Source organism: Streptomyces sp. NPDC088746, from assembly GCF_044751065.1.
In the GTDB taxonomy this organism is placed as follows: domain Bacteria; phylum Actinomycetota; class Actinomycetes; order Streptomycetales; family Streptomycetaceae; genus Streptomyces.
On sequence record NZ_JBIVLA010000011.1, the window covers coordinates 124820 to 150706 of the forward strand.

General features: G+C 67.2%; 21 protein-coding genes, 1 pseudogene and 1 CRISPR repeat array. Of the genes and pseudogenes, 12 read left to right on the forward strand and 10 right to left on the reverse strand.

The window, feature by feature from the left end:
* Positions 1–390 precede the first annotated feature (390 nt).
* The gene (locus ACIP63_RS34950; protein WP_401524087.1) at positions 391–2754 is read left to right on the forward strand and encodes an N-6 DNA methylase; all 2364 of its coding nucleotides are present in this window, start codon (positions 391–393) and stop codon (positions 2752–2754) included.
* A 53-nt stretch (positions 2755–2807) separates the two neighbouring features.
* Positions 2808–3047 carry a hypothetical protein gene (locus ACIP63_RS34955; RefSeq protein WP_401524089.1) on the forward strand — a complete coding sequence of 80 codons (240 nt, stop codon included), beginning with the start codon at positions 2808–2810 and terminating at the stop codon, positions 3045–3047.
* Between the two features lie 164 nt (positions 3048–3211).
* On the opposite strand, the gene ACIP63_RS34960 is transcribed toward ACIP63_RS34955, so the two are convergent.
* The 3 genes from ACIP63_RS34960 to ACIP63_RS34970 all read right to left on the reverse strand — a co-directional run bounded on the left by ACIP63_RS34960 (position 3212) and on the right by ACIP63_RS34970 (position 6280).
* Positions 3212–3592, reverse strand: a complete 381-nt coding sequence (locus ACIP63_RS34960) for a DUF6009 family protein (protein WP_391776723.1) — start codon at positions 3590–3592, stop codon at positions 3212–3214.
* Positions 3593–3719: 127 nt separating this feature from the next.
* Positions 3720–5267 (reverse strand): phage/plasmid primase, P4 family, encoded by a 1548-nt coding sequence (locus ACIP63_RS34965; RefSeq protein WP_401524092.1) that lies wholly within the window; start codon positions 5265–5267, stop codon positions 3720–3722.
* Entirely contained in the window at positions 5264–6280 is a 1017-nt protein-coding gene (locus ACIP63_RS34970) for a bifunctional DNA primase/polymerase (RefSeq protein WP_401524095.1), read from the reverse strand. Before ACIP63_RS34970 ends, ACIP63_RS34965 begins: the two co-directional genes overlap by 4 nt.
* A 725-nt stretch (positions 6281–7005) precedes the next feature.
* Between ACIP63_RS34970 and ACIP63_RS34975 the strand changes: the two genes are divergently transcribed.
* Positions 7006–8217, forward strand: coding sequence for a hypothetical protein (locus ACIP63_RS34975; protein ID WP_401524097.1), 1212 nt, complete (start codon positions 7006–7008; stop codon positions 8215–8217).
* Positions 8218–8252: 35 nt separating this feature from the next.
* Here ACIP63_RS34975 and ACIP63_RS34980 read toward each other — a convergent pair whose 3' ends face one another.
* Complete coding sequence (locus ACIP63_RS34980) at positions 8253–9272, reverse strand: hypothetical protein (protein WP_401524100.1); 1020 nt, start codon at positions 9270–9272, stop codon at positions 8253–8255.
* 938 nt (positions 9273–10210) lie between these two features.
* On the opposite strand from ACIP63_RS34980, the gene ACIP63_RS34985 reads away from it, so the two are divergent.
* From ACIP63_RS34985 to ACIP63_RS35010, 6 genes are all read left to right on the forward strand, one after another.
* The gene (locus tag ACIP63_RS34985) at positions 10211–10615 is read left to right on the forward strand and encodes a WXG100 family type VII secretion target (protein WP_401524167.1); all 405 of its coding nucleotides are present in this window, start codon (positions 10211–10213) and stop codon (positions 10613–10615) included.
* Between the two features lie 37 nt (positions 10616–10652).
* Entirely contained in the window at positions 10653–10955 is a 303-nt protein-coding gene (locus ACIP63_RS34990; RefSeq protein WP_401524103.1) for a WXG100 family type VII secretion target, read from the forward strand.
* Entirely contained in the window at positions 10955–12703 is a 1749-nt protein-coding gene (locus tag ACIP63_RS34995; RefSeq protein ID WP_401524106.1) for an RNase A-like domain-containing protein, read from the forward strand. Before ACIP63_RS34990 ends, ACIP63_RS34995 begins: the two co-directional genes overlap by 1 nt.
* Entirely contained in the window at positions 12700–13320 is a 621-nt protein-coding gene (locus ACIP63_RS35000; protein WP_401524109.1) for a hypothetical protein, read from the forward strand. Before ACIP63_RS34995 ends, ACIP63_RS35000 begins: the two co-directional genes overlap by 4 nt.
* A 624-nt stretch (positions 13321–13944) precedes the next feature.
* Complete coding sequence (locus ACIP63_RS35005; protein WP_401524112.1) at positions 13945–14250, forward strand: RNase A-like domain-containing protein; 306 nt, start codon at positions 13945–13947, stop codon at positions 14248–14250.
* A gap of 12 nt (positions 14251–14262) precedes the next feature.
* Positions 14263–14952 (forward strand): contact-dependent growth inhibition system immunity protein, encoded by a 690-nt coding sequence (locus ACIP63_RS35010; protein ID WP_401524114.1) that lies wholly within the window; start codon positions 14263–14265, stop codon positions 14950–14952.
* A gap of 162 nt (positions 14953–15114) precedes the next feature.
* On the opposite strand, the pseudogene ACIP63_RS35015 reads toward ACIP63_RS35010, so the two are convergent.
* Positions 15115–15840 (reverse strand): annotated as a pseudogene (locus tag ACIP63_RS35015) (CRISPR-associated endonuclease Cas3''); the annotation flags it as partial.
* Positions 15841–18381: 2541 nt separating this feature from the next.
* On the opposite strand from ACIP63_RS35015, the gene ACIP63_RS35020 reads away from it, so the two are divergent.
* A complete protein-coding gene (locus tag ACIP63_RS35020; RefSeq protein ID WP_401524117.1) occupies positions 18382–19290 on the forward strand; it encodes a S1 RNA-binding domain-containing protein in 909 nt (302 codons plus the stop codon).
* Positions 19291–19440: 150 nt separating this feature from the next.
* Here the strand turns inward: ACIP63_RS35020 and ACIP63_RS35025 are convergent, their stop codons facing one another.
* From ACIP63_RS35025 to ACIP63_RS35040, 4 genes are all read right to left on the reverse strand, one after another.
* Positions 19441–20682, reverse strand: coding sequence for a plasmid partitioning protein (locus tag ACIP63_RS35025; RefSeq protein WP_401524119.1), 1242 nt, complete (start codon positions 20680–20682; stop codon positions 19441–19443).
* Positions 20679–21836 carry a ParA family protein gene (locus tag ACIP63_RS35030; protein ID WP_401524122.1) on the reverse strand — a complete coding sequence of 386 codons (1158 nt, stop codon included), beginning with the start codon at positions 21834–21836 and terminating at the stop codon, positions 20679–20681. Before ACIP63_RS35030 ends, ACIP63_RS35025 begins: the two co-directional genes overlap by 4 nt.
* 202 nt (positions 21837–22038) lie before the next feature.
* A CRISPR array of direct repeats spans positions 22039–23163; the repeat unit is 29 nt; unit sequence CTGCTCCCCGCACGCGCGGGGATGGTCCC.
* Between the two features lie 241 nt (positions 23164–23404).
* Complete coding sequence (locus tag ACIP63_RS35035; RefSeq protein WP_401524170.1) at positions 23405–23776, reverse strand: fic family toxin-antitoxin system, toxin component; 372 nt, start codon at positions 23774–23776, stop codon at positions 23405–23407.
* A 2-nt stretch (positions 23777–23778) separates the two neighbouring features.
* Positions 23779–24039, reverse strand: a complete 261-nt coding sequence (locus ACIP63_RS35040; RefSeq protein ID WP_401524124.1) for a hypothetical protein — start codon at positions 24037–24039, stop codon at positions 23779–23781.
* Between the two features lie 116 nt (positions 24040–24155).
* Between ACIP63_RS35040 and ACIP63_RS35045 the strand changes: the two genes are divergently transcribed.
* Positions 24156–24629: a hypothetical protein gene (locus tag ACIP63_RS35045; protein WP_401524127.1), complete on the forward strand. Its 474-nt coding sequence runs from the start codon at positions 24156–24158 to the stop codon at positions 24627–24629.
* 123 nt (positions 24630–24752) lie between these two features.
* Here ACIP63_RS35045 and ACIP63_RS35050 read toward each other — a convergent pair whose 3' ends face one another.
* Entirely contained in the window at positions 24753–25379 is a 627-nt protein-coding gene (locus ACIP63_RS35050) for an SMI1/KNR4 family protein (RefSeq protein ID WP_401524130.1), read from the reverse strand.
* Positions 25380–25503: 124 nt separating this feature from the next.
* On the opposite strand from ACIP63_RS35050, the gene ACIP63_RS35055 reads away from it, so the two are divergent.
* Positions 25504–25644 (forward strand): hypothetical protein, encoded by a 141-nt coding sequence (locus ACIP63_RS35055; RefSeq protein WP_401524132.1) that lies wholly within the window; start codon positions 25504–25506, stop codon positions 25642–25644.
* Positions 25645–25887 lie beyond the last annotated feature (243 nt).

Genomic DNA, 25887 nt, shown 5'->3' on the forward strand with positions numbered 1-25887 from the left:
GCGGCGCCGACATCATGACCGAGTCCAGCCGACCGCGTCCCCTGGACACGGCTTGTATGCCCGAAGCGAGCTGATCAACACGCCGAACGGCGACGGGCTCAGCCAGGACGTGAGCGCTCGGAGAAAGGTGAAGGTGCGCCCTCAACATCGCACTTCGACCTGAACCCCCTTCAGCTGTAGTCCACCTTAGGAGGAGTTGAATGATCCGTAAGGAGCCCTGAACGCCCTGAATACTGCGGTTCTTGGCCGAACTTCCTAGAGTCCAGGGGTAGCATCAACTCCGCTGCACTAAGTGAGCACCGCCAGTGCGCACAGTACGAACGCGGGTCACGCTCCCTAGTGTCTGGAGCGAAGGGCACGCCGAACGGCAGCCACGAGGGAGTTCAGACCATGTCCATCGCTGACTACCATGATCAGCTCCATTCGCAAGCAGAGATCGCCTCCTTGGCAGGAGTCTCTCGAGCAACGGTCACTCTGTGGCGCCGCGCTCCCGGCTTCCCGTCGCCGGAGCGCGGCGGGGACTCGGAGCTGTTCCGCCGTGCCGATGTCCTCGCCTGGATGGACGAGCGGCCCGTTCCCCGGCGGCTGTTGCAAGGCGATCCGGACGGCACGACCTACGGCGTGCGGGCCCGCCGGTCTCTTGCGGAGGCTCTCCCTGCCACCGCGGACGCCCCCCAGCCGGCCGTCCAGGACACGCGGTCCGATCCACGCGACGCGGACCACGTACGTGAGCTCATGGGGCAGCTGTGCGACCGGGTACGTGGGGCCGGCTCCAGGGTCGACTACGTGAACCTGCTCGCCTCGCTGCACTTCCTGCGGCGGTTCGAGGACTCCCACTGGAACGATGTCGTAGAGGTGTCCCGCAGGGGCGAGGGTTCGGACGGTGCCGATGCTCTTCTTCGGCACATCGCCGCAGCAGTGGACGAGCGGCTCAGGCTGGGCGGGATGCGTCCGGCGATGCGCCACGCCCTGGTCCGCCTCGAACCCCGTTCGTACGGGGATCTCCGCCACGTGGTGCACCTGGTGGGAGAGCTCGGGCCCAGGGCGTTCGATCTGATGCTCGACGAATACGAGTTGCTGGCCGGCCTGGACAGCGGCGAGTTCTTCACACCGCGCGCCGTGGCGGAGCTCATGGTCCGCATCGCCGAGGAGGACTCGGCGGACGGGGTGCCGCTGAGTGTCTACGACCCGTACGCCCGGGGCGGAGAGCTTCTCGCCGCCGCAACCGCCTGGTGCACGAAGCAAGGCGTGGCCCCGCGCGAGACGCGGGTCTGCGGAATCACTCACGGGCGGGACACCGCACCGCTGGCGACCATGAACCTGACCCTCCAAGGTGCACGGCCCAGCGTGTTCGTCTCGTCCGGCAGGCCTTGGGCCGCGTCCGCGGCGTTCTCGGGGAAGCAGTTCTCCCTCGTCCTGAGCAATCCGCCGTTCAACATGAGCGACTCCACCGGGGAACCACGCGGCGAGGGCAACTGGCCGTACGGTCCCCCTCCCCTGGGCAACGACAACCTCGCCTATGTGCAACACGTGCTGAGCTCACTGGCAGAAGGCGGCGTCGCTGCCATGATCATGCCGAACAAGGCCGGCAACTCGGCGAACAGGTCGGAGAGGGGCATCCGCCGGGCCATGGTGGAGCGGGGCGTGGTCAAGGCTGTCGTCGCCCTGCCGGACCGCTTGTTCTCCCTTACGTCCGTGCCCGTCTCGGTGTGGTTCCTGGTCCATCCCTCCCAGGCCTGCGACAAGATTCTGTTCCTCGACGCCCGGCAGGTGGGGGCCCCTGTCCGGGGCAAGCGCGTCCTGGGCGTCGAAGACGTGGAAGCCGTTCTCGACGCCTACCGGGGGGCCGGCACGCGCCGGGGCGACAGCGGGCAGAGCCCGGCTGTACCGACCGCGGTTGTGTCGAGGGAGACCGTCCAGGCGCAGGACTGGTCATTCAGCCCCATGGACCACATCGACGCGTACAGACCCCGCCGGAGCACCGTGGAGGCTGCCTACTCGGAGGCCCGGTTCGAACTGGAGCTCCGGAAGCGGGAGGTGCGGGAGGCGGACACCGCCGCGGCCTCGGCTCTGGAGCGGCTCGAGTACGAGGAGAGCCTGGGGGGAGCCGCCGGGTGGAAGACCGCCGTGGTGCTGTCCGACCTGTGCGAGATCCAGGCAGGGCCGTCGTACAGCCTGCTGAAGAAGCACATGACGACCAGGGGCGGCGTGCCGCTCGTCTATCCCCAGAACCTGCGCGCGGGCCGTATCCAGGAACTGGCCGATGACCGGCACGTGGCGCACGAGGCGACTCGGGGCCTGGGCCGCTTCCTGCTGCAGCCCGGAGACATCGTCTGTGTCCGGACCGGGGCCATGGGCTCCCCGGCGCTGGTACGGGACGTAGGGGTCGACTGGCTGATGAGCACCAATGTGATCCGGCTCAGGGTGAGCAGCGAGGATCGGGTCCATGTGCATCCGGGCTATCTCGCGGCGTACTTGGGACAGCCAGAGTCCGTCGCCTGGGTACGGGACCGGGCGACCGCCACGGGTGCCCCGTCGATCAGTGCGGCCGCACTGGGCAACCAGCCTGTGCTGCTCCCCCCTTACGCGGAACAGCAGCGGGTCGTCGAGGTCCTCGCCGCGCTCGACGCCCAGTCCACGGCCCATAGCCGTCTCGCCGCGGCGGTCACGGCCACGCACGCGGCCGTCGTGGGGCGCTCGATGATCTCGGACCCGGGCGAGGTCCCGCAACCGGGACCCGGCAGGCGCTCATGATCTCCCACCACAGCCCCTTACCTCCACTGCTCCCTGCTGACGAAGGAATCTCCGTGACCTCCCCGACCACGCCGTCTCCTGCACCGGCCTCGCCCTCCCACACCTGGGTGCTGTGGCTGCTGGTCATGGTGCTCTTCTCCGTCGTCGTCGCCCTCGTCGTGATCATGCTGAAGCAACAGAGCGGCTCGGGTCTGGCGGACGCAGTCCTGTCGGGCGGCGGCGCCTTCGGAACGACGATGATCATCTGCCTGGGCGCCGTCGCCTCGATCAGGGAGCTTCGTCGGTCACGGTGACTGTCCACCACCCGCGGCAGGATGCCCCCGTGCCGACGTCGCCGAACGGCGATGGGATGGGACAGCGCGGTGCTCTGTCCCCGCACGGGGACAGAGCACCGCTCCTGGGGTGGTCAGCAGACGGGGCTCTTCGACCGACACGAACCCGAACAAGGAGAGCCGCGTCAGGAGGGCACTATCTCGTTCCTGCGCTTCCCCTGCGATCGCGGGGTCTTCTCCCCCACCCGCCGCGGCTCGATCGTCCGCGGGTCGACCGCCTCGCCCGGGGCACCCTCCTTGTAAAGGCCCTCGGGGTCGTTCGGCCTGTCGTGCGGCAGCAGGAAGAAGGTGCGGCGCTGGTAGAGGCCGCTGTCGGGGTTGGCTTCGGCATCCTTGTCGAGCTCCGCGTAGCCGACCATGCGTCCGTCTCGGGCGTAGCGGGGCTTCCCACCACGGCGGGCGCTCTTGTCGAGCGCCTGACGGACGTAGTCGAGGTCGTCGAGGTCCTCCAGCCACACCACGTTCGCTTCGTGTGCGAGCTGGCTTTCATGCAGCAGCGAGCTCATGGACGCAGCTCCTTGTCGGTGATGTGGTGGTGCCGGTGGCTACTCGGTACGGAACGGGCAGGGCGGGGATCTGGAACGCTCCCATGGTAAGACGATGCCCAGATCCAGGGCAGAAAGCCTTGGTACGTCATGGGCGTCCCCCTGACGGCCCGTCGGAATGGACGATGTCGTCCTTCAGCAGAGCCAGCGCGGGGTAGTACTTCTTCCCGCTGGACTTCAGCATCTCGGCGGGGGACGCGAGCCCGATCTCCTGCCGGATACGGCCGGCGAAGGCCCGCGCGGTGTCGGCCCGGATGCCCTCCGAGCTGCACCAGCCGGTGTAGGTCGCGTACAGAAGACCCTGTTCGACGCGCAGGTCCCCGGTGTCCGGCCCCTGCCGCAGGCAGCACTCGCCGAGGAAGCGCCCGATGTGGTCCTCGGTGGTCTCGTACGCGGCGGTGGCCAGGCGCACGGACGACGGGCCGCTCAGCGGGTCACGGCTGGTGAGGTACCGGATCGCGCCCTGGATCAGCCAGTGCAGGATGCCCGGGCCCTCCTCCTCCACGAGCTCACCGGCCAGGTTGTCGATCTTCCGGTCGGCGGCGACGACGCGTTCGAAGGGGATGAGACGGATACGCCGCCAGAACGCGTGGCCCCCTGTCCCGACCTCGGGCTGGTGGTTGCCGAGAAGCCAGAGCTTGTGGGTCGGGGTGAAGCTGAAGTAGTCCTGCCGCATGCGGCGGGCCTTGATCTTGTCCCCGCCGGTCAGGAGCTTGACCCGGGCCTCGTCGAACTTGTCGTTGGGCTTCAGCTCGCTACAGACGAAGATGCGGCGGCCGTGCAGCTCTGTCAGTTCCGTGGAGTGCTCTGCGAAGTTGCCCTTGTCCATCAGGAAGCCGGGCGGGGCCGCGTCCGCGTAGTCCCCCATGACCTGGATCATGACGTCCAGGAGGACCGACTTGCCGTTGGCGCCCTTGCCCCAGAGGAAGGGCAGGACCTGCGCGCCGACGTCTCCGGTGATGGAGTACCCAAGCAGCAGGTGCAGGAAGTCGATCATCTCCTGGCCCTTGGTGTCAGCACCGAAGGTGTCGTCCAGGAAGGCGTGCCAGCGGGGGGTCGGCGTGGCCTGGGGAGCCACGTTGGTGGCTCGCGAGTGCAGGTCCCGCAGCGGATCGGGCTTGTGCAGCCGTCCGTTACGCAGATCGACGACGCCCGCAGGGGTGCACAGCGAGTAGGCATCGCCGTCGAGGACGTCGGGGTCCAGGCTGAGCACGGGTGCGGCCTTCGCCTGGTGGAGCAGGGCCTTCATCCCACTCGTCGACATGGTCCGACGGCGGTGCTGGGCGATCTCCCGGTCGCTGAAGATGCCTCGGGGATCGGTGGGCGACATCTGCTCGGCCATGTCGCCTGCGGCCCACAGAGCGGCTTTCTCGCCGCCCACCCGCTTCCACCGGAACTGGTCCCAGCAGTACCAGCCGAGGCCTTCGACATGACGGAACTGGTCGCTGTACAGCTGTGCGAAGAGCTTCGCGTTGCCACGGTCGGTGAGCATGGGCGGCAACAGAACAGGCGTGTCCGTCACCGCAGGTGCCTGCACCTGCTGCGGAGGTACCCACGCGGGGGCAGCAGCCTCGAAGTCGAGCATCTGCTGAGCCGCGGCGGCCGCATCGAAGCGACTGCTGTCGGCGCTACTCATGCGAGTCCTTTGGGGTGGAACGGGCGGCTGGCGCCTGCGGAAAGGGCTGCGTCGATGATCGTCTCACTGCGGCGGGTCTGATGCGGACGAGCATAGTGAGCGGCTTCTGTCAGTTCTTGGCGGGCTTCGGACTGGTTCAGGTAGCCCGCTCCGGCGAGTCCCCCGGCCGTGTATGCCGCGCGGTTGAGCTTCTCCGTGAAGCCTGTTCCTTCGGCGGAGGTGACACATTCACGGACGGTCTCGATGAGCGGCTGCAAGAGCGCCTGCACGGCGCCGGTCCGAGGGGCCCTGGCCTTTCCGGCCGGCCTCGGGCCCGGAACCGGGGACGCCTGTATGACATGACCCGTGCGCCGCAGTTCAGCAGCCAGCCAAACGGGGAGCGGGGCAGGGTCCCGGACTGCTCCGAGGGGTGTGTACGCACCCGCCGACGTACGGGTGGTGGGAGCCACGATGTATCCGCCGTGAGCTCGTACGTCGACCTGCCAGGCGAGGGCGGTCCTGGGGCTGGAACCGGTGGAGGAGCGATAGCGGACGGCAGGCTCGGAGTTGACGTACCAGATGTGCACTCCCCCGGACGGGGTGCGGACCCTCAGGGTCGTCTCGTCCTCGGCCGGGTTCGGTTCCTTGCGGTAGGCGGCAAGGAGGGCCAGCGTGTCGAAGCCGGAGGCGAGACCGGAGAGGTCGACCTGCTCCGGGATCGGGATGCCCGGCAGGAGCCGGTTACGGTCCGGAACCTGCGCCGCATGAGCATCGACGTCCAGGACCACGAGGTGCGCCGGCCCGCACGACACACCGACGCCTGCACGGGGCTCCCTGCTCCACCAGTCCTCGATGCGCTCGGGGTCGGTGGTAGCGCTGTGGAAGCCGTGACACCACAGGCCTCGTTCATGGCAGGGGCATCGCGAGGGTTCATGGCTGCGGACACGGCACTGGTCACAGTTGGCCGCCGGCGTCTTGCGTCCTGGAGCCAGCGGGTGGACCGGCCAGTGCCGACCTGCAAGCCAACGTGCCACGTCCGCAGGTCGTGGCTGTGGCACAACGTGGGGCGAGGCGGAGTCGGCGGGGCGCTGCACTGTTCGTCGATCCGTCCTCTTGATGTGGTCACGCTTGGTCCCTCCTGACCGCTCCCTGCCGTATTCCCAGCTCAGGAAGGGTGGCATGAGGGACTGAGGGACTGAAGGGACCGAGTTTCCGATATAGCGGATCGAGCGTAGCGCACGGTGCCGCCCCTTAGTGGGAGGCATGAGCACTTATTGCAGAGTCAGTCCCTTCGGTCCCTCAGCCTGCAGGTTGGGGCAGAGCCGCAGCAGATCCCGTCCCTGGGCCGCCGCCTGAGGGACTGAAAGCCAGCCAGGGGCGAGGGACTCATCCGTCCCCTTTCAGTCCCGGTCTCATTTCCGCAGGTCAGAGCGCATATGGCCAGGGACCGAGGGACTGAAGGGACCCATTTTCGTAGTTATCAGCGCACCAGGATATGTAAGGGGTAAGCCTTACGTACGCGTGCATACACGCGCGCCCACGCAGCTGGAACAGGGAGTTTCGGTCCCTTCGGTCCCTTGAGTCCCGAGCGGATCGCTCTGACCTGTGGTTTTGCTGAGGGACTGAACGGTGGAGGGACCGAAGCAGTCTGGTCCCTGCTGGAACTTCAGAGCACGGTGCACCTGCTCCGCGAGAACCGGGCAGGGGGGAAGGCGCCCCCGGCAGGCCTCTGTGCACCGACGGTCGCTAGTCTGCGCGGATGCGTGATGGGGGAAGCAAGGACGACAGCGAGAGCTCGCTCGACGAACCCGCCGGCGACATTGGCCGCGGTGGCAGGCTACGCAGGTTCAGGGAGCACCGGCTGGTCCTCGGGGCGGCCGTCTTCGTCGTACTGGCGGCAGGGGTGACGATTCCTCTTGTCCTGAGCGGTTCCGATGACTCCGAGGAAGCCTGCCATCAGGTGAGGGCTTCGACTCGGGCTCTCGTGGACGACCCCCGGGCAGCCACCGAGGCTCTCGACCCGGGCAATGGTCTTGCCCGGAGCGGATCGGTGCGGAAGCTCCTGAGACACGACAGCGTGTGCGGTGACGGCGCCCAGGTCCTGGGGCGCGTCGTGGACGCTGCTACGGGCTCCCCTGCCCCTGGCAGGCCCCACACCGAGGCACAGGCGCGGGCAGCCTATGCGGTGGCTGCCGCTGTGGATGGCCTGGAGCTTCCGAAAGGCCTGGCGCCGGGTCTTGCCCGCATGGTGGCCGAGTACGTGGTGGACGCCGGGGAGAACCGAGGGTGGGGTGGGGACCAACTGCCAGGGCCGGCTGTTTCATCGGAGGAGGCACGACCGAACAGCCAGGGCTGGTCGCGGTACGGCAGTTTTCTCGCCACTGGCGAGGCGCATACCGTTTTCGGGTACTCCGACGGCAGTCCTGAAGCGGAGGCGGACATCGAGTCCTTGGTCGCGGAACTCAGCAAGGATCCTGAGGCGTTCGCGATTCTCTACGACGCCGAGCGGGCCAACCTTGCCCACCATCTCGAGCGTTTCACCGACAGTGGGGGGAACCCGGACTTCCGCCCCCCGTCGCGCCCGGACAGTCTTTCCAAGGCGACGAACGGGCCCGACCGCGATGTTCAGCGTGTCGCCGACCACATAGGTTCGCTCATGAAGCACCGGGCGGGATATGCCACGGACGGGACCATCCCCGACCTCGCCGCGTTCGACAAATCCGTCCGCCGGCACACCCGCGGGACCTTTCGGCCTGCTGAGAAGCAGTTGGACTCGCGCCCGGTCATGGGAGACATAGCGGACCGTCCGGTCTCGGGGCCGGTGGAAGGCGATCTTATGGACGGGCGGCACCAGCTGTTCAGCGTGCTGGATAGCTGGGCCAAGGACCGCGGTGTCCCTGCACGGCGTGCCGCCGCCATGAAGCAGTTGATGGACGACGCCTACGTCCGTGCTCTCTGGCTGCGGGTCTGATCCTGGCTCAGAGCACCTCTGAGCCAGGATGCCCGTCAGAAGTGGAAGCGGAGGTCGGTGCAGCTTCGCCGCCGTACCTGGTCCTGGGCGAACAGTTTCAGTATCCGCTGTCGTGCCGCGACATCGACCTCTGGAATTTCCCGCGTCCCCACGACCGCGTAGTTGGCGGCCTCGCCCTGGCACTGTGCCGTGGCCGTCATGGACGCGGGCGTACCGTGGTTCTCGTGGGCGGTCAGGCGGTTGCTCCAGTCGCCGTACCAAGAGGCGAAGGCGAGCCTGTAGGGATTCGGCGTGTCCTCTCCGTTCTCGGCGGAGACCAGGTCACATCGACTGCTGGGTGCTGTATCGCTGGCCGCTGCTGCGACCTGCCAGTTCCAATCGGACGGTAGTCCGGCTTCGGTCACCCACCCGCAGGGGGTCCCTTCGGCCTCCTGGACCGGCACCTCCGTCGGATCGTCCTCCGGGTCGGACAGGGGCGTTTCCCGCTCCGGAGCCTTCAGGGGCTCTGCGCCGCAGCCGAGCTTGTCGGAAGCCACACGGGAGAGGGCCACTGCCATCCGATGCGTGGCCCCAGGAACTCCGGTGAGGACGTTCTGCCCCATGCGGATCTCCACCAGAAGCTTGCGCTTCCTGCCGTCGTCATCCACGGGCAGGTCCGGGCACGGCAGAAACAGACGAATGGCTCCGTACTCGTCGACGAACCCCGGCAGCCCCTCCGGCAGAGGGCTCTGCCGGTCGAAACCGCCCTCGGTGAAGACCGACATCAACTCCCGGTCCTGGTCATCCCGCCGGGTGTACGCGGCCATCGAGACGAACCGCTTTCCGTCCGTATCCCCTCCCGCGAGTGTCACCTCGCAGCTGTAGGAGCCGAGTCCTGCCGTGCTCCTGGACTCCTCGGAGTCCAGGTAGGAATCCTCCGGCGTCAACTGCTTCACGGTGTCCCGGGGCAGCCCCTCACCGCAGGCGTTCCGGATCACCGCCCATTCCTTCGCGTAGGGCTGCGCCACGTAGCCACCCACGCCCAGGACGACAGCAGCCGCCACCGATACCTTCACCCAGCGCCGCATCCGTCCCCGCCCCCGTCGCACTGACACACGCTTCGGCCCCCGCTGGAGCCGTAGGTACCCTACGGGCCGAGGAGCCGGGCTTGGTTCTTGGGGCGGACCGGGAGATGGGTAGGGGGCGAACACGCCGCTTTGCCGACGGCACGTGGACGGCAGCGCCGCGATGGCAGAGAACTTTCCCCGCGGGGAGCATGCGGGCAGCCACTCGTTAACCACGAGGTGGCAGGGGCCGCCCCGCAGGCGCGGGATCGGTTCATCCCGCACTCGTCCAGAGCGAACCACTCGGCCGGCCGGGCGAAGGCCTCGGTGCCGATCCGCACGCGGCGCGCGGTGCCCTCACTCTCGAGACGGATCCGGTGTACATACCAGCGGCGGACCAGCGTGTCTCGGTCCACGGTAAGCATGGTGCCGAGCACCGGCTTCACGGCGTCGTCCCATACCGGGGCCACCGCCTGGTCCAGGTGCACCCGGAGGGCACCGTGCCGCCACCGGACGTCCACGACGGAACCGAGCGGCCCGCTCTCGGGACGGGTGTAGGCAAAGGTGGCCTGCTCTCCCCTGTCTGCGAGCAGGCAGCGGCCGCGGACTTCCATACAGATGGTCCACACTGCTCACGCCTCGGGCGGCGCGCCCGTACACGTGCGGTAGCCCGTCCGGATCGGGGTGATGGGCGTTCAGTGGCACGCTCTGTCGGTGCCAAGTGGCGTAGTCGAGGTCCAGGTGCCCGAGCGCTGAGAGAAGCTGCGCCTGGTCGAGCAGCCTCCCGGGACAGAACATCGAGAGGCTCCCTTGGTGTGGCCTCGCGGTGCCCGTGTGTTCACCGCTGCTGCCCGCACGCCTGAAATCGCTGCTGTCACGGTCTGAAAATGACGTTGCTAGGGTGAGTGGCCGAATGGAGCAGCAGCGTTGGCGGCGGACTGGGGGACGCGATGAGCGGCGCAGGCGAACAGCCACGACTTCGGGCTCAGGCCGATCGGCTGACGGACCTGGCGAATGACCTCGACGGTATGCAGGACTACCTGGGCAAGCAGGTCACACGCATGGACGCGATAGTCGACCGGATCGAGGCTGGTTGGCGGGGGCCGGCTGCCCGTGCCTACCGAGACCTGCATCGGGGCGCGGCCGAGGACGCCGTACGTATCCGCATGGTCATCCAGGCGCTTGAGCAGGCCGTGCGCTTGAGCCGGGACGGGTTCTCGGCGCAGGACCTGGAGATCATGGCAGAGCTACGCAAGGTCCAGGTCGAGACGGATGTGAAGCATGAGGCGGACGCGCTGTCGACGCCGAACACCGAGGTACCCGCTGTGCCGCGCAGTACCCTCTCCGATCTCTGAGGGCTCATACGCCGACTGACGACTCCTGAACGGGGGCATGGTGGACGACGACCACATAACCGTCGACTTCGCGACGCTGCAGGACCTTTCCGGAGAGCTCGAGGACATTCTCAAGCGCCTCAACGAGCAGCTGGATCTGCTCTACGGGCGTGCCGAGAAGGTGGTGCTGACCTGGGAGGGCGAAGCCCGCGAGGTGTTCATCGACAAGTTGGACGAGTGGGACGGTTCCGCTGCGGACCTTCAGGCGGCCCAGGCGTGGCTGCACGACGTCGTGGTCAACGGGGAGATCAACTACGCGGCGGCACACAGGGCGGTATTGCGTGGCTGGGGCGCGGCCTGATGGCTGATCTGCCGTCCGACAAACAGCGGAAGCGGGAGCAGGACCAGGCCAGGACCGCGCCCCCCAACCAGGGTGTGGGCCGCTTTGACGTGAAGCCTCAGCACCTCTATTTCACTTCGCTCGTCGTGCGTGACGGTCAGTTCGCCTATGACAAAAAGGCGAAGACGTTGACGGAGACGCTGGACAAGTACAGCCAGTCCGCGGGGACGGGCTGGGGTGCGGACTCCTTCGCCGACCGGTACGGCATCGTCGCAGGGAAGTTCCTGGAGCTCTGGGCGAAGAGCGTGGTGTCGGTGGGCGGTGTGGCGGTGGGCTTCACACAGACCGCGAACAACTACGCGATGGCGGACTGGGCGGCCAGCAAGGGCAAGGGTGAGCCACCGGAGGAGAAGACGCCTCCAGCGGTCATCGACACCGTGCCGAAGTACGGTCCGCCGAACGATCTGACCTGGCGGGGAGAAGGCGAGTACCACGACTCGTGGGCGATTTCCGGAATCCTTGGAGAGGTCCCGGACTTCCTCATGTTCATCATGAAACCCGTGGTCGACGAAGGACTGCGACTTGGCCGCGTCCACGAGATCACGCCAGGCGTCGAGGAAGAAGAGTTCCGCGACCTCGCCGGGGCCTGGCGGGATGCTTCCAAGGACGTGCAGAAGGCGGCGGACGACTTCACGGACGCGATCGCGTACATCACCGACCCCACGGGCAACGGTGAATGGCAGGCCGCCATGAAAGCCTTCTGCCAGACGATCTGGGGAACCACGGCTTGGGGGAAGGCCCGCGATCAACGGGCCGAGGTGACTGCCAAGAAGGGCACCCGGAACTGGAAGACCAATGGGAAGGTGGACCCCGCCACCAGGCGCCCCATCATCGAGGTCCTCAACAAGAGCGCCAACGTCATTCAGAAGCTGTTCGATGACCTGGCCGACGTGGGCCAGAAGACTTCGGAAACCACCACGCGCCTGGCCAAGGAGGCCACGGACAAGACGTGGAAGGACCTCACCACGGGTCTCGACCCCCTCGAATTCACCAAGCTTGCTGTCGGGCTCGTGGTCGCGGAGGTCGTCCTGACCTTCCGGTCTCATATGGACAAGGCGGCAATGGACGCGGCGGTCGAGGCTTACCACGAGGCGTTCATGGACGCCTCGGGCAAGCTGGCCATGCTTGAGTTCGAGCTCGACGAGGCGCTCTTGAGCGTGCCCACGTTCCAGGCGGAACGGGCTCGGGCGCAGGGATTCGGTGCGCGCTCCTTGAACGAGTTCAAGAAGGAGCACAGCTGGCAGTTGCCGGAGAGCCAGTTCCCGTACATGTACTCGGTGGACCTTGCCGCAGCGGAAGGGGTGGGAAATGGCCATACCCTTGACAAGCATGTGGGGAAGACCGACGAGCAGTTGCTGCAGCGGATGAGAGACGAGAGCAAAGCGAACGGTGAGCCGAAAATTCCGGCGGCATCGACTTACGCCGATGTCGAGGCTGCACAACGGTTCACGCAGTATTGCCTGCGTGACAACACCAAAGACATCGAGCGGTGGCTGGCGGGGGACCCGCCAGACCAATCAATCACTGTCGCGACCGACTCCGTTCCGCTGCAAGGCCCTCTCGCCGGTGACGCCGTGACCGGCAAGGGTGTCACCTATGACGGCAGCAAGCTTTCGGAGGTGCACGACACCAAGGGTGTTTCCTTGAGGCTCATGCGTGATCCAAGTCTTGTCCCGCCCTACTTGGTGTTCACCTCGATGCCCGTATGAGCGAGGTCTGGATGGATTACGGAACGACGCACGGCATGAATGGGCCGCCGACACCCCTGGATGCCGACTCCTGGAGGTCGGCGGTAGAGATGTACGACCGTCGGTACACCTTTGTCGCCGTCGGGCCCCGTACGCGGGAGGACTGGCTGCACGATGTTGCCTCAGTCATGCGCGGAGAAACGTCGGACCCCCGGTCCTGGCGGACCATCGACCCCGACGAAGGCGAGGAGGAGAGGGAGGACAACCCGGCCTACCCTTTCGTCGCCCCGCCCGTGGACGAGGCTGGTTCGGCGAAGTGGCGAAGTTGGCTCAGGGAGGTTCCACGTTCCGCGGTGGTGCGGCTCCTCGTGCTGCTGGCCACCCTCGATCTCGATGTCTCCCGGGACCCCCGTCTTCCTGATCGGCTGGCTGAAATGGAGGAGCACGCCAGGATGGTTCTCTCGCGCTGTCCCGACGGGGCTCGGTTCTTCACGAACACCTCGGGAGGCGGCTCGGCCCCCGACTTCTACCAGAAGATCACGAGCTGCTCACCGCTCAGTCAGTACGCCTGGGACTTGGGGCTCCTTTGGGTGTCCGACGAAGAAGTCGGGCTGATCTGGTCTTTCGATCCACGTTGACCCGGATGCACAGCGATCCTCACCACGACCCGACGCGTGAACCGTCGGCGTCCCCGGACGCCGGCACGTGGTCGGCGGCGCTCGACATGTACCGCCATCGGTACTCACTCATCGCTGTGGGTCCGCGGACTGGGGTGCACTGGTTGCCCGACGTGGCCGCAATCATGCGCAGGGAGGTTGCGGACCCTCGGGGGTGGCGAGGGGACGACCCGGAAGTGGGGGAACCGGAGTTGCTGGAGGACCGTGCCTTCCCGTTCCGCGTTCCGCCGGTGGACAAGGACGGCGCTGCGAAGTGGCGAAGCAGGCTCTTCGAGATTCCCCGCAGCTCGGTGATGCGCCTCCTCGTCATGCTGGCCACCGATGAGATGAACGTGACCAGGCAACATGGTTTCGCCGAGCGCAGAGCCGGGATGGAATGCCATGCGAAGGCGATCCTTTCGCGTTTTCCCGAAGGATCGAGATTCTTCAACAACACCCGCCATGCGGTGGCAATCCGGACTTCTATGAGCGGGTTTCCGGCTGCTGGCCGATGTCTCAGTACGTCTGGGACTTCGGACTCCTCGCGGTGTCTGACGAAGAAGTCGGCCTCATCTGGTCGTTCGACGCAAGCTGAAGTGGACAGACATGACCGTACGGACCCGCTCGGCCACCTACCCCGACCGAGCCACCGCTCAGTGGGCCACCCAGCAGGTGGTGACCGGCAATGAGCAGAAGATCCACCGCTGGCTTGCGCAGGGCACTCGCAGCCGCCTCACCATCGAGGCTGCTTGGCCCTCGCGTGAGGCGCCCGTCGGCCGTGTCCTGCTGCAGGCGATGATGCTCGCCGGTCGGGAGCCCGTCGGTGTGCGCGCGGCACGTGTCGTCCTGAAACGTGAGCCGGACAGCCCGCACGGCTTCGTCGTGCTCACCACCGTTCCGATCTACCTGTAGAGGTTCAGCGCCGTGTCCATGAAGCCGCTCGAGTTCGACCGCCGCTACGGCGAGTTGGACCAGGTGATCAGCGCGTACACCGGCATGTCGGCCGACGACGAGCCGACCGGGCCGAGCGAAGCCCTTCAGGCGTACCTCCGCCACACCTGGCATACCCGGCCCTGGGCCCTGGGCATGGCCGAACAGCAGATCCGTGAGTACGCCCGAAATCCACCGGGCCGGCTGCGCCTGAGCCTCGGTGAGTTCTACCCCGTGCCTGACGTCGGTCTGCCCGAATCGGCGGTCCAGGATTGGCTGTTCGTGGTGGCGGATCACCTGAAGCGGTCGATCGAGGAGGGTGAGGTCCCACCCCCGTCCGTCCCTCGTACCCACTGGGAGTGGCACGCCCGCTTCCCCGAGCTCGGCCAGTTCCTCGGCGGCTGGTTCTCGCAGGACATGCCGGACGAGTTCCCGGACCATGACGCGGCCGTAAGCGACTACACCGCCACCACGCACCCGCAGCTGGTCGCCCACCTCGCGGGGGAGCTCCACGAACTGCTCGCCCTCGCCCTCGAAGAATCCGACTACGCCCTCGCGGTTGCGGAGCTGGGCATGGAGGTCGACCCGCCCCCTCCGTACTCCCCGAGCGGCTGGCTTGCCCACCTCGCGGACGGTTTGGGGGGGTTCAAGGCGGACTACGGGCTCGGACCGGCCACGGGCTGACCGCTGCCCGGCTTCGCTCACTTCGCCCTGACCACCGGCGACCGCGCACGGGTCAGGCTCGGGGCAGGGCCTTGTGGCCTTGGTTCGCCACCGGAGTCAGGCCGATGTTGCACACCTCGGAAGGGCGAGTCCGGTGTCACGCAGGGCTGCCGGGCCCGGAGAATCGGGATTGCTGGCGATCCAATCGGAGACGATGACCAGTGCTGTGAGAACAACCTGCACGGGCCGTGGCAGCTTCACGGACCGCCACGCGCTGAGCCTGTCGTGCACACCGAACTCTGCCGCGCAGGCTTCCAACAGCTCCTGCTGTACGCGGTGTCACAGCTCCCGGCTGTTGCCGTGGGTGCGTAGCAGCTGAGGGTGTTTGTCGAGAGCGGTGATTTGACCGTGCTCGGGAGGGACTTTGTGATGCCCACCCACCGCGACGGTGAACTGACCTGTCTGCGAGCAGGCCCAGCCGTGCCGGTCCTCCAACCACTCCCCCAGCAATACCTGCCCGGCGAGCCCGTGCGGAGCCAGTTTCCGGTCCGCGCCCATGGCCCGTTGGGAGCGCATCTCGAGGCCATCAGCGCGCATGATCTGCGCGAGGGATTCGACCTGGCAGGCGAATGCTGGTGTGGCCTTGCCGACGTCGTGCACGCTGGCGAGCCACACAACTAGACGGCGCGCGTCGTCCGCTTTGCCCGGCAGATCGGTGGCGATCAGGTTCCGCGTCGACAACGGCAACCACTCGTCCCACAGTAGGCCTGCTACCGCAGCGCTGTCCTCCATGTGCCGCCACAGTGGTAGCCACGCATCGGAATCCCGATCATGCTTGGCCCACACTCTGAGCACGGGGCCATGCAGCCTTGTCCGTAGCCCGGTGTGGAAGCCCCCGTTGACTCTCATGCCAGATGAATATCTGCCGATCGTCGGATTCCGCAGGTAAATGGAGAAAGTGTGGAAGATGTATTCCTGCTCTGGTGGATACCGCCTCAACTATGAGTAGACGTCGCTAGAGTTGATCAATTGGCTGCCGGGTAGCATGCCTGGCGATAGGGGTGAGATGTCGCAGATGTCGGTTTCTTTGCAAGTGCTCAGAACTGAGTTGTTCCGGCGGTAAACCCGCAGGTCGCGCAGTCTGCTCCCCGCGCCCGCGGGGATGGTCCCTCCCCCGTCACAGGCTGGTCTTCGTGGAGAAACTGCTCCCCGCGCCCGCGGGGATGGTCCCGGGCAGTCCGTTGCCGCGGTCGTCCTTTCCGCCTGCTCCCCGCGCCCGCAGGGATGGCCCCCAACCCGCAGCCGATCCAGGCCGCACCGAATTCCTGCTCCCCGCGTCCGCGCGGATGGCCTCGAGGGACCGGCCAACGTAGCGGGCAACCTTCCCTGCTCTCCGTGCCCGCGGGGGTGGTCCCACCTGCCCGTCGACCCGGAGCCGTTCACCCAGCTCTCCGCGCCGGACGGCTCGTTCTGGCTGGCAGACAGCAAGGCCGACGTGCTCCGCCGCTTTACACCGCCGCAGTGAGCAGACAAGAGCGGTGAAGGTGCCGGTCGGCGCCTCCAGACCAAACAGGCCGCCGGTTCCTAAGATCCGGCGGGGACCGCCGCCACCTATGAATTCGACCCGAGCGGCCGTCACTTCGCTCTGCTGCGCGTCGTCGGGAGATCTGCGAGGTGATCGGCAACCAGTCGCTGACGGCGGATGGTCCCGGTGGGCGTACCGGCACGGAGGTGTGTCCCTGACCCCGAGAAGCGGCTTCTTCGCTTGTTGTCCGCGGACAACAACTACCTGCCGGGCTGACTCCCGCCCGGACACGCTCGCTTGCGTGTGTGGGAGAACGTGCTCTGTCAGGGGCGTACTCGGCTTCCGCGTGTTGTCCGCTGACAACGCATCTGCCCGGACCTTCCTCGCAGGGCGCCTGCCCCAGGAGGACGTAGCACTCCCCTACGCCTACCGCGTCACCAAGCGCGGTCCAGCCAGCCGTGCCGCCTCGCGGAGCACCTCGAATGTGGCCTCGACCCGTCACGGCCGAACTCTCCGGGTTCACAGGGCCATGGCGGACGAGGAGGACCATGCAGAAATGGGTCCAGCTGTGCGGGCCAGGTATCTGGGTGTGGGCCTGGTGGGCGTGGGCGAATCGCTGTGTTCCGGCGGCAAGCTGACACAAAGATCTGGCCGAACGATCACGTTTCTTCGGTAGGCGGCGGAGGTGTCGCCTCTCCTCAGCCTTGCAGTCTGGCGCGGGCGTGGGCGACCTCCGTGTTGTCCGCGGACAACACGGGCTCTTCAGTCGGAGCGGGGGGCGAAGGAGATTGTTCCGGACTCGGCGTCGTTGGAGTGGCCAGCAGGCCTTCCGGCAGTCATAGAGTTGCGGGGCCCGGGCTCCCGGCCGAATTCCTGTCCACGCTGGCCGTCGCGGTGGCGGAGAGACCGAGGGGACCGGACCGGCATCGGCTCTTCGCCGTAGTCCGCAACTCGGGCGGTGCCAGGACGACTGGTGGACCCTGGCAACGAAATGGGAGCGCCATGGACCGACCGATCCACGGCGCACCCATTGCTGCTCACACGTAGGAGTGGGGCTCCTCGATCAGCGAAGTCAGCTGCTCCGACGGAAGCCGCGAGGTGAGAGTGCGCGCCTGTTCCTCGACGGACGTGCCGGGCCGTCGCACCAAGACGAGGCTACGCTCGTCCGTTAGTTCGGCCGCTTCGTCCTCCCGGTGGTTCGCCGCGACCGAAGCCATTTCGGAGGTGGCCGTGTTGTCCGCGGACAACACACCTCGCCAGACCTTCCTCGTGCTTGGCTCGCACAGGCGGGATCCCTGTTCCTTGCCGACGCGGGAGTCCCATGCCTCAGGATGGAGCGGTGCATCCCTTCGTCTACCGCGTGACCAAGTACGACCCCGCCGACCGTGACGAGCATGGTCACTACCACGGGGCCCAGGACGTCGTGAGCGATCGCGGCGAGTGCGAGACGGCCTACCTTCAAGCGGTCGCGGCATTCGCTGCGGACGCCGGGCTCGACCGTCTCGCCGTACGCGAACCCGGAATTCCGTCCTTGGCTCACTTCGGAGTTGCGGCTGCAGCCGACGACTACGGGCTGGGCGCTCTCTTCCCGAACGGCCCGCACAGTTTCCACGATGGAGCGGAAGTGCAGCTGCCCACCGCTCTGGAGCTGGTGAGATGCATGCTGCGCGACAGTGGCGCCTGGTGCCGACTAGAGGCGGACGGCATCTTCGAGGTGCATGTGGGATGGGACCAGTACCTCTACGTCTGCACCAGCCGGCCCAGCGAGGACGCGGTGGCGCGGACACGTGCGCTGGGGTTGTTTCCTGAGAGGCTGGACGCTTCCCCCTACGCTGTGGATACAGAGCTGCCGGACGTTCAGCGGTCGGCAGACGCCGAGTTCTGGTCGGCGCTGGCCTGGGCCGTTTGGCTCAGGACGCGCCGGATTGCTCGAGGAGACGTACATCGAGGGAGCCTCCCGGTGGCACCCACTGAGCGGCGACACCCTCGGCGCCGTACGGGCAGGCCTCGCGCCACGTGCCCGGCTGGCTGTCTGGCCCGCCCTCTCCCTCGATGTCGGCGCCGTCCTCGGCTCGCTTCCTGACGAGGGCCTGGTGGAAGCGGTCTGGCAGGACACGGACGGCAGGGTGCACAGTGCTTTGGCGGATGAGGAGGACCACGCGGAGTTGACCGTGCGGATGGCGGGCGCCACCGCGGCAGCCCTGATGCCCGTGTACGCAGACGAGTACGTACCACTGTTCACCGCCGTCCTGCCCGACAGCGATGGGGTTCTACGAGCTCGCTGGCGGACCGAGCCGACACCCGACGATCGGAAGTGGGCCTTCCTCAAATCGCTGCGGGCCGGCCAGGTTGTGACGGGCACAGTGACCGAGACGGCTCCGTTCGGCGTCACCTTCGTCGACATCGACGGGCACGTAGGGATCATCAACATCCCAGAGCTGTCATGGCGCTCTGTGGCTCATCCATCCGACGTCGTGTCCGTGGGCCAGCGAATCCACACGGAGGTCCTGGGCGTCGACGCGGTCCGGGGACAGCTGTCGCTGTCGCTCAGAGCCCTGCAGGACGATCCGATGAAGGAGCTGACGGCCCAGGTCGGCACCACGGTTCTCGGGCCCGTCACCAAGTTCGTTCCCTTCGGTGTCTTCGTGCGCATCGAGGAGAGGGAGGACGGTGTGGAAGGGCTGGTGCACAACTCCGAACTGACAGGCTCGCCGGGGGAGGATCCCCAACTCGGCATCAAGGTCGGAAGTGCTCTGCGAGTCAAGATCCTGGACGTGGACCTGGAGCGCCGACGGATCACCCTGTCCCAGCGGCAGGCCGCCACAGAGGTCTGAGCCGGCCGGTCCTCCTTCTTCGGTACGCCGAGGAGGTCGCGCCGATTGCGCAGGCGTCCGCAGCCGGGCCGGACGCCCGGCGATTCCTGCAGAAGCTGGAAACAGAAGTGCGCCGGAGGCGACTGCCCCCGGCGCACCGACGAAGCCCTCTCACACGTATGCGTGGAGCTCCTCGATGAGCTGTGTCAGCTGCTCGGAGGGAAGCCCGGACGCGAGAGTGCGTGCCTGTTCCTCAACGGACGCGCCGAGCTGGCGCACCAGGAGCAGACTGCGTTCGTCCGTCGGTTCGGCCGTCTCTTCCTTCCGGTGGTTCGCCTCGGCCGGAGTCTTGGCGGCGCCGGTCGTGTTGTCCGCGGACAACAGGGGAGCGGGGACGGACGCGGCCGTTGCCGCCGATTGCGACTCGATGCCGCCAGTTGTGTTGTCCGCGGACAACACGCGTTCTTCAGCCGGAGTGGGATCCGCAGGAGCCGGTGTCCGGGCCGGAGCTGACTGAGCGGCCTCCGTCTCGCGCGGTTTGTTGTCCGCGGACAACACGGCACTCGGCTTGGGGGAGTGGTCCCCCATGTCGCCAGCCGGCACAGACGTCTGCGTAGCAGCGGTCTGCTTGGCCCGCTGCAGCAGAAGCCGTTCCTCCTCGCGCGAGCGGGCCTCCTGCTCCCGGGTTTCCTTCAGGTGGGCCAGCAGCCCGGCCCCGTCGAGTCCTGGCTCCTCTTTCAGCCGTCGCGCGAGCAGACGGCCGTCCCGCTCGGGGAGAGAGCCTGAGCTGAGCATCGTCTGCAACTCAGCCGGGAGCTCCAGGAGCGCGAGCTGGTTGGTGACCCAAGAGCGGTCACGCCCGAGCCGCTTGGCGGCCCGGGTGCGGGCCCCCTTCTCCGACTCCTCGCTGCATACCCGTACGAGCTCGAGGACGCCGCGCGCACGCTCCACGACATCGAAGTCCTCCCGCTCAAGGTTTTCCTTGAGCAGGTGATCCACGAACTCCTCGCGGGAGGCGGCCAGATCGTCCCGTACGACGAAGTCCAGGGCGTCCAGAGCTACGTGCACCGCGCTGCGGAATCGCCTCTCGCCATTGACAAGGACGTAAGCGGAGTCGCCGATCTGCGCCTCGTGCTCGGGCCACAGCCTCAGGTACGCAGGACGGGACACGGCGACGCACGCCGCGAGCTGGGCGACCCGCAGCTCCTCACCGAAGCGGGTGAGGTCTTCCTCTGAACCGAAGTTGCGACGAGGGTTGAGCGGAGTCGGAGCGACGTCCTCCAGCGGCAGGCGCCGCAGTTCGTACGCCGGAACATCGCCTTGCACTATGGCCTTCGCCCGGCCCCGGGCACTTCGGCCGCGCGGCACGCCACCGAAGGACGAGCCCGTGCCGAGCCGGTCGGCGACACTCATGAGATGACCTTCCGAGCGATGGCGCGCATGATCTCGGACTGCTCGCACTCCGGGGCGTAGGACAGCAAAGGCTGCTTGAGACGCACGGACTCGCGCTGCTCCTTGAGCTCAGGCATGACACCGACGACCGGCGGATCGCCGATCTCCTTCCAGCTGTGAAGCGAGGACGTGGCGATGTAACCCTTGCGGCTGTCATACATGTTGACGATGAAGCCGAGCATCGAGATCTCGACCTCCATGTCTGCGCACAGATCCTGGATCTGGTCGTAGAGCATGTCGTACGCGTCGGCAGACGAGTCCTCAGCGAGGACGGGGATGAAGATGCCGGACAAGCCCGGCGTCTCGTCTTCCCGCGTACGGCAGTAGTAGAGGGCCGTGTCCATGGTGTACCCGAGGCTGGGCGGGCAGTCGACCACGATGAAGTCGAACTCTCGCTCCAAGGGCTCCAGAGCCTTCTCGAGCGCGGTCTCCTTGATGCGGACGAAGCGGCTCGTGGCGAGCTTGGCGTCGAGCAGGAACGCGTCCTTGCAGGCCGGCAGCATGAACAGCCGCCCGCTGAAGGCACTGTCCTCTATCGGGACGAGCAGATCGCGGAGCTCTCCCTTCGCCTCGCCCAGCATGTGCTTGGCCAGGCTGGGGGCTTCGATGTCGAACAGCTCGTACCCGAGTTGCTTGGTGAGGTGGCCCTGGGGGTCGAAGTCGATCAGCAGTACGCGGTTTCCCGCCTCGGCGAGCGCCTGCGCGACACCGGAGGACGTGGCGGTCTTGCCTACCCCGCCCTTCTGGTTGCCGAAGATGAGCCGGCGGGCCCAGCTGGGCCGCGTTGCGGGCCTGCGGGGGGACGGGTGGGCGTCGAGCCACAGGCGGATCGCCTGGGCGATGCCCTGGTTGAAGGGGATGCCACGCTGCTTGCAGTCGTCCTTGAACTCCCCGTACAGCCCGGCGGGGAGATAGGTGGAGAACGAACTGCCCCCTGTGGTGTCCACGGGGGTGCGCTCGGCGTCATCTGCACGCCATGCCTGTACGCCTTCGGTCACGGCGTCCTTGATGTCGACGCCGAACTCGGCTGCCCTGACCTTGAGTTCTTGTCGCAAGGCGGCTGGCAGCTTGGCGACTACCTTTTCCCTGTCATCGGGGGAGTATGGGACGGTCATGCGGTTACCTTACTCACCCGGCCGGAGACTTTGACGCAGGCGGGGTCGAGAATCTGTGGCGTGTCACTCCGATGGGGGAGGGATGCTGGAGGCGAGCTGTTCGGATTGGTGGGCGGATTGGGTGACCGAGAGGGAAATGTCGGATTCACTGAAAGCGCGTCAGAATTGGGCTGGCGGCCGATGAATCAGCAGGTCAGTGAGTCTGCTCCCCGCACGCGCGGGGATGGTCCCGATCTCCACGGGCGAGCTGCGGGTGTCCGCGACTGCTCCCCGCACGCGCGGGGATGGTCCCGGCGGCCGCGTGTCCGGGCTCAGGGTTCTTGGCTGCTCCCCGCACGCGCGGGGATGGTCCCTGGGACCCCAGCGCCGCAGACACCGCCGAGCACTGCTCCCCGCACGCGCGGGGATGGTCCCCCTTCCCGCACCACGCCGAACCAGGAGACCGCCTGCTCCCCGCACGCGCGGGGATGGTCCCACCATGCGCAGCCGCGCCCTGTCCGCCGGCGTCTGCTCCCCGCACGCGCGGGGATGGTCCCTGGGACCCCAGCGCCGCAGACACCGCCGAGCACTGCTCCCCGCACGCGCGGGGATGGTCCCACCATGCGCAGCCGCGCCCTGTCCGCCGGCGTCTGCTCCCCGCACGCGCGGGGATGGTCCCCCCGGCCTGGTCAAGCACGAGGGCACCCAGACCTGCTCCCCGCACGCGCGGGGATGGTCCCCGTGGCCCGACGAGCTCGGCGCCGCTCCCCTGCTGCTCCCCGCACGCGCGGGGATGGTCCCGACCTGGTCGCCCTCCCACTCACCCCGACACTCTGCTCCCCGCACGCGCGGGGATGGTCCCGACCTGGTCGCCCTCCCACTCACCCCGACACTCTGCTCCCCGCACGCGCGGGGATGGTCCCCGCATGGGCGGGTCCTCGAAGACCAGCATGCCCTGCTCCCCGCACGCTTGGGGATGGTCCCGTCGCCGAGCCGGGCGTGTGTCCATGGAACGCTGCTCTCGGCACTCGCGGGGATGGTCCCCCGGCCCGGCAGAGGCCGGCGAGCGAGGGCACCTGCTTCCCGCACACGCGGGGATGGTCTGACTAGCACCATCACGTCGGCCATGATCAAGGAATGCTCCCTGCCTGCGCGGGGATGGTCCCAAGATCATTGAGGAAGGGGGGTGCCACAAGCTCTGCTCCCGCACGCGCGGGAATGGTCCCGGGATCGACTCCGTCCGCAGCGTCGGCTCCAATTGCTCCCCGTACGCGCAGGGATGGCCCCATGCAGCAGCAGATCAAGGCGACTCGGACCCATTGGTTCCCGCACGTGCGGGGATGTTCCCACGCTGCAGGGCCTGACAGCTCTGTAAGCCACCTGCTCCCCGCTCGCGGGGATGGCCCCAGCGTGTGGACCGCCATCGTGGTCGTCGCGCTTTTGCTCCCCGAGTGCGGGGATAGATAACACCCCTGAACCCGGGCCACAGGTCGATTTCCTGCTGCTTCCCGGCGGGACCCCTGCTGCTGTGATCGAGTGCTCGCGCGACGGCGGAGCGCGTGTTGTCCGCGGACAACACGCACCGCACCTCAATCCCGCCAGGCCCGCAGTAGTACCGCGATACCCGCGGCCGTGCATTTCGGGTCGTGCAGCTCGTGTGCCAGGGCCGACAGCTGCTCCCGTGTCGGAGCTACAGGAACGCCACTGGCCTCGAGGTACATCACTGCGACGGCGCAGGCCACGCTCAGGTTGGACTGCTCCAGCCAGCGCAGCCGTCCCAACGTGTGCACCAGGGCCGCGGCCCTGGCGAACGCGCCCTGGTAGACGGGGGTCTCCAGCAGCTGGGCCTGATGGCGGGCGACGGCGGCGAGGGGGACTCCCAGATCCTCGGGGGCCGGATCGTGGTGGCCGGCGCGTTCGGCTACTTCGAGGATCCAGGAGAGGTCTATGTGCAGGGACATGCTCACGCAGCGGCACTCCGGCTGGATGCGGGGGAGTGCTGCGCGTCGAGTTCCTTCTCGAGGGCGTCGAGGAAGGAGCCGTGCTCATCCAGGAGACGCTGAGCGCTTGCCATCCCAGCGGCCCTGGCGCCGGATGTGTCTTCGGCGATGAGCCGCTCGACGTACCGGTTGAAATCGAGGCCACGAGCTGCCGCGGCGTCCTTCCCCGCTGCGAGCACTCCAGGCTCGAGCCGGAGCTGGGTCTGCTTCTTCTGGGATCCCATACAAGGAAGGTAGCAGGGTGGTAGCCGCAAGGGGAATGCGTGGGGCGATCCCCGGTGGCCGCCCATCCAGCCCTGATCCCCAAAGCAGGCGAGTGTGGGCACATAGGCTGCGGACGGTGACCTACGACATCATGTTCTTGAGGGTTCTCCAGGGCCGCTCCTTCGACGAGACCCTGGAGGAGATCAACTCCGCCTACGACCCGGATGCCGACCTCAAGCCCATGAACCTGACCGGTGAGCAACGTGCCGACTGGGACAGGCTCATACAGCGGATATCGCGGGAGATCGGGCCGGTCACCACCGAGGAGTTCCCCTACAGCCTGACTCTGTGGCGTGACGGGCCTGCTGGTCAACTGCAGTTGGACTACGACGGGCACTCGGCCAACATCGAGATCCCCTACCGCTATCCGGGAAACGAAGCGCTGCCGGTCATGGCCGAGGCCTACTGCATCGGACGGATGGTTGAGGACGAGTGCGGCCTCGAAGGCTTCGACTACGAAGTCGGGCAGCCTGTCCGGACCGGCGATATCGACGTAGCGGCAGCCAGGCTCGGTGGCGTTGCCCGCTGGGCGCAGGAGACTCTCACCTGACCGGTGAGAGGCCTTACAACTCCCCGCGGTCGGCCTTGCCCGGAGTCCTGATCGGGGGTGGGCTCGGGAGTTCGGTTCCCGCGCTGCCGACACCTTCCTCGCAGGGGGCCGGTCCGGCAGTGTTCACCAGCCGACCAGATCCATGGACCTCCGAGCGAGCCAGTCCGCAAACGACACGGGCTGACCGCTCAGGTTCAGAGGCAGGATCTGGTCGCAGGTGGCCCGGCCGTCGAACCACAGTGAGCCCCGGTACGGACCGGTGACAACGAGCAGGGTCGAGAAGCCGCAGCCGTTGTCCTGGATGAACACGGCGCCGGCCGTCTTGCGCTCCTGGAACACGTCGTATTCGGCACCCCACTCTTCACACGCTGCCTGGTAGGCGTCGTGGGCCGGGAAGTTCTCCGCCAGCGGCTCGCGTGCGTCCAGCTCCTCCCCGTAAGCACGGTAGGAGTCGGGATGCGGGAAGTCGGTGGTGAGCAGGTCGTAGTTGGTGTCCGAATCCGCTTGCCAGCCCCAGCCTGCTGCTGACCAGTACAGGCGGTTCACCGTGCCGCCGGCGTCGTGCCGGAGCAAGTACTCGCGGTACTGGTCCGGGAACACGATGCCCAGCTCCGCCTCCGCTTCGCGGATCTCCGCTTCGGACAGCGCCGCCGTCGGGCGGTCACCCTGCCGGGAGCGGGGAGAGGTGAGCTCGCCAAAGCGCCGCCCCTGGGCTATGCGTTGCGCTTCCGCTATCCAGTCGGTCGCCATACGGGTGAGGTTAGACCGTGGTTGGTCATGCAGAACGAGCTGCCGCTCCCCGTTACATCTCGAAGGGCCTGGAACCGCCACCGAAGAGCGGAGGTGAACAGGACGGAGATGAGGAGGAGGGGCGATGGAGCTCGTCGTTCTGCTGGTGCTGGTGCTGGTGCTGGTTGTGCTGGCACCGGCTGCGGAGGAGCCGGCCAAGAGCCTGGCGGGCCGTCATCGTACCGAGGGGGGGAGCAGCTTTGATCCGGGCCCAGGGGTGGGCTGACAGCACTTGGGCCCTCGCCAAGGCCGAGATCGTCCGAGCGAAGGCGGCGGAAGCACAGTGGACGAGCAGCATCGTCGTCCATCCTCCGAGCCAGTGCGAAGGGACCGGAAAGCAACGGGGGAGAGGAGCCGTGGTCGAACCGAGTCAGAAGCAGCAGCCGCGCTGGCTCGATGTACGGGGACAAGGAGAGGGATCTCTTCGCTCACGCTCGTCGGTGTCTTGCGCAAGAGAGCGTCCCCGAGT

Excerpts from the sequence above, each read along its gene's own strand:
- ACIP63_RS34960 (WP_391776723.1), bottom strand. The coding sequence starts at position 3,592 with ATGAGCTCGCTGCTGCATGAAAGCCAGCTCGCACACGAAGCGAACGTG.
- ACIP63_RS35030 (WP_401524122.1), bottom strand. The coding sequence starts at position 21,836 with ATGACCGTCCCATACTCCCCCGATGACAGGGAAAAGGTAGTCGCCAAG.
- ACIP63_RS35050 (WP_401524130.1), bottom strand. The coding sequence starts at position 25,379 with ATGGCGACCGACTGGATAGCGGAAGCGCAACGCATAGCCCAGGGGCGG.
- ACIP63_RS34985 (WP_401524167.1), top strand. The coding sequence starts at position 10,211 with ATGAGCGGCGCAGGCGAACAGCCACGACTTCGGGCTCAGGCCGATCGG.
- ACIP63_RS35000 (WP_401524109.1), top strand. The coding sequence starts at position 12,700 with ATGAGCGAGGTCTGGATGGATTACGGAACGACGCACGGCATGAATGGG.
- ACIP63_RS34995 (WP_401524106.1), top strand. The coding sequence starts at position 10,955 with ATGGCTGATCTGCCGTCCGACAAACAGCGGAAGCGGGAGCAGGACCAG.
- ACIP63_RS35025 (WP_401524119.1), bottom strand. The coding sequence starts at position 20,682 with ATGAGTGTCGCCGACCGGCTCGGCACGGGCTCGTCCTTCGGTGGCGTG.
- ACIP63_RS35055 (WP_401524132.1), top strand. The coding sequence starts at position 25,504 with ATGGAGCTCGTCGTTCTGCTGGTGCTGGTGCTGGTGCTGGTTGTGCTG.
- ACIP63_RS34975 (WP_401524097.1), top strand. The coding sequence starts at position 7,006 with ATGCGTGATGGGGGAAGCAAGGACGACAGCGAGAGCTCGCTCGACGAA.
- ACIP63_RS34990 (WP_401524103.1), top strand. The coding sequence starts at position 10,653 with ATGGTGGACGACGACCACATAACCGTCGACTTCGCGACGCTGCAGGAC.
- ACIP63_RS34950 (WP_401524087.1), top strand. The coding sequence starts at position 391 with ATGTCCATCGCTGACTACCATGATCAGCTCCATTCGCAAGCAGAGATC.
- ACIP63_RS35040 (WP_401524124.1), bottom strand. The coding sequence starts at position 24,039 with ATGGGATCCCAGAAGAAGCAGACCCAGCTCCGGCTCGAGCCTGGAGTG.
- ACIP63_RS34965 (WP_401524092.1), bottom strand. The coding sequence starts at position 5,267 with ATGAGTAGCGCCGACAGCAGTCGCTTCGATGCGGCCGCCGCGGCTCAG.
- ACIP63_RS35035 (WP_401524170.1), bottom strand. The coding sequence starts at position 23,776 with ATGTCCCTGCACATAGACCTCTCCTGGATCCTCGAAGTAGCCGAACGC.
- ACIP63_RS35005 (WP_401524112.1), top strand. The coding sequence starts at position 13,945 with ATGACCGTACGGACCCGCTCGGCCACCTACCCCGACCGAGCCACCGCT.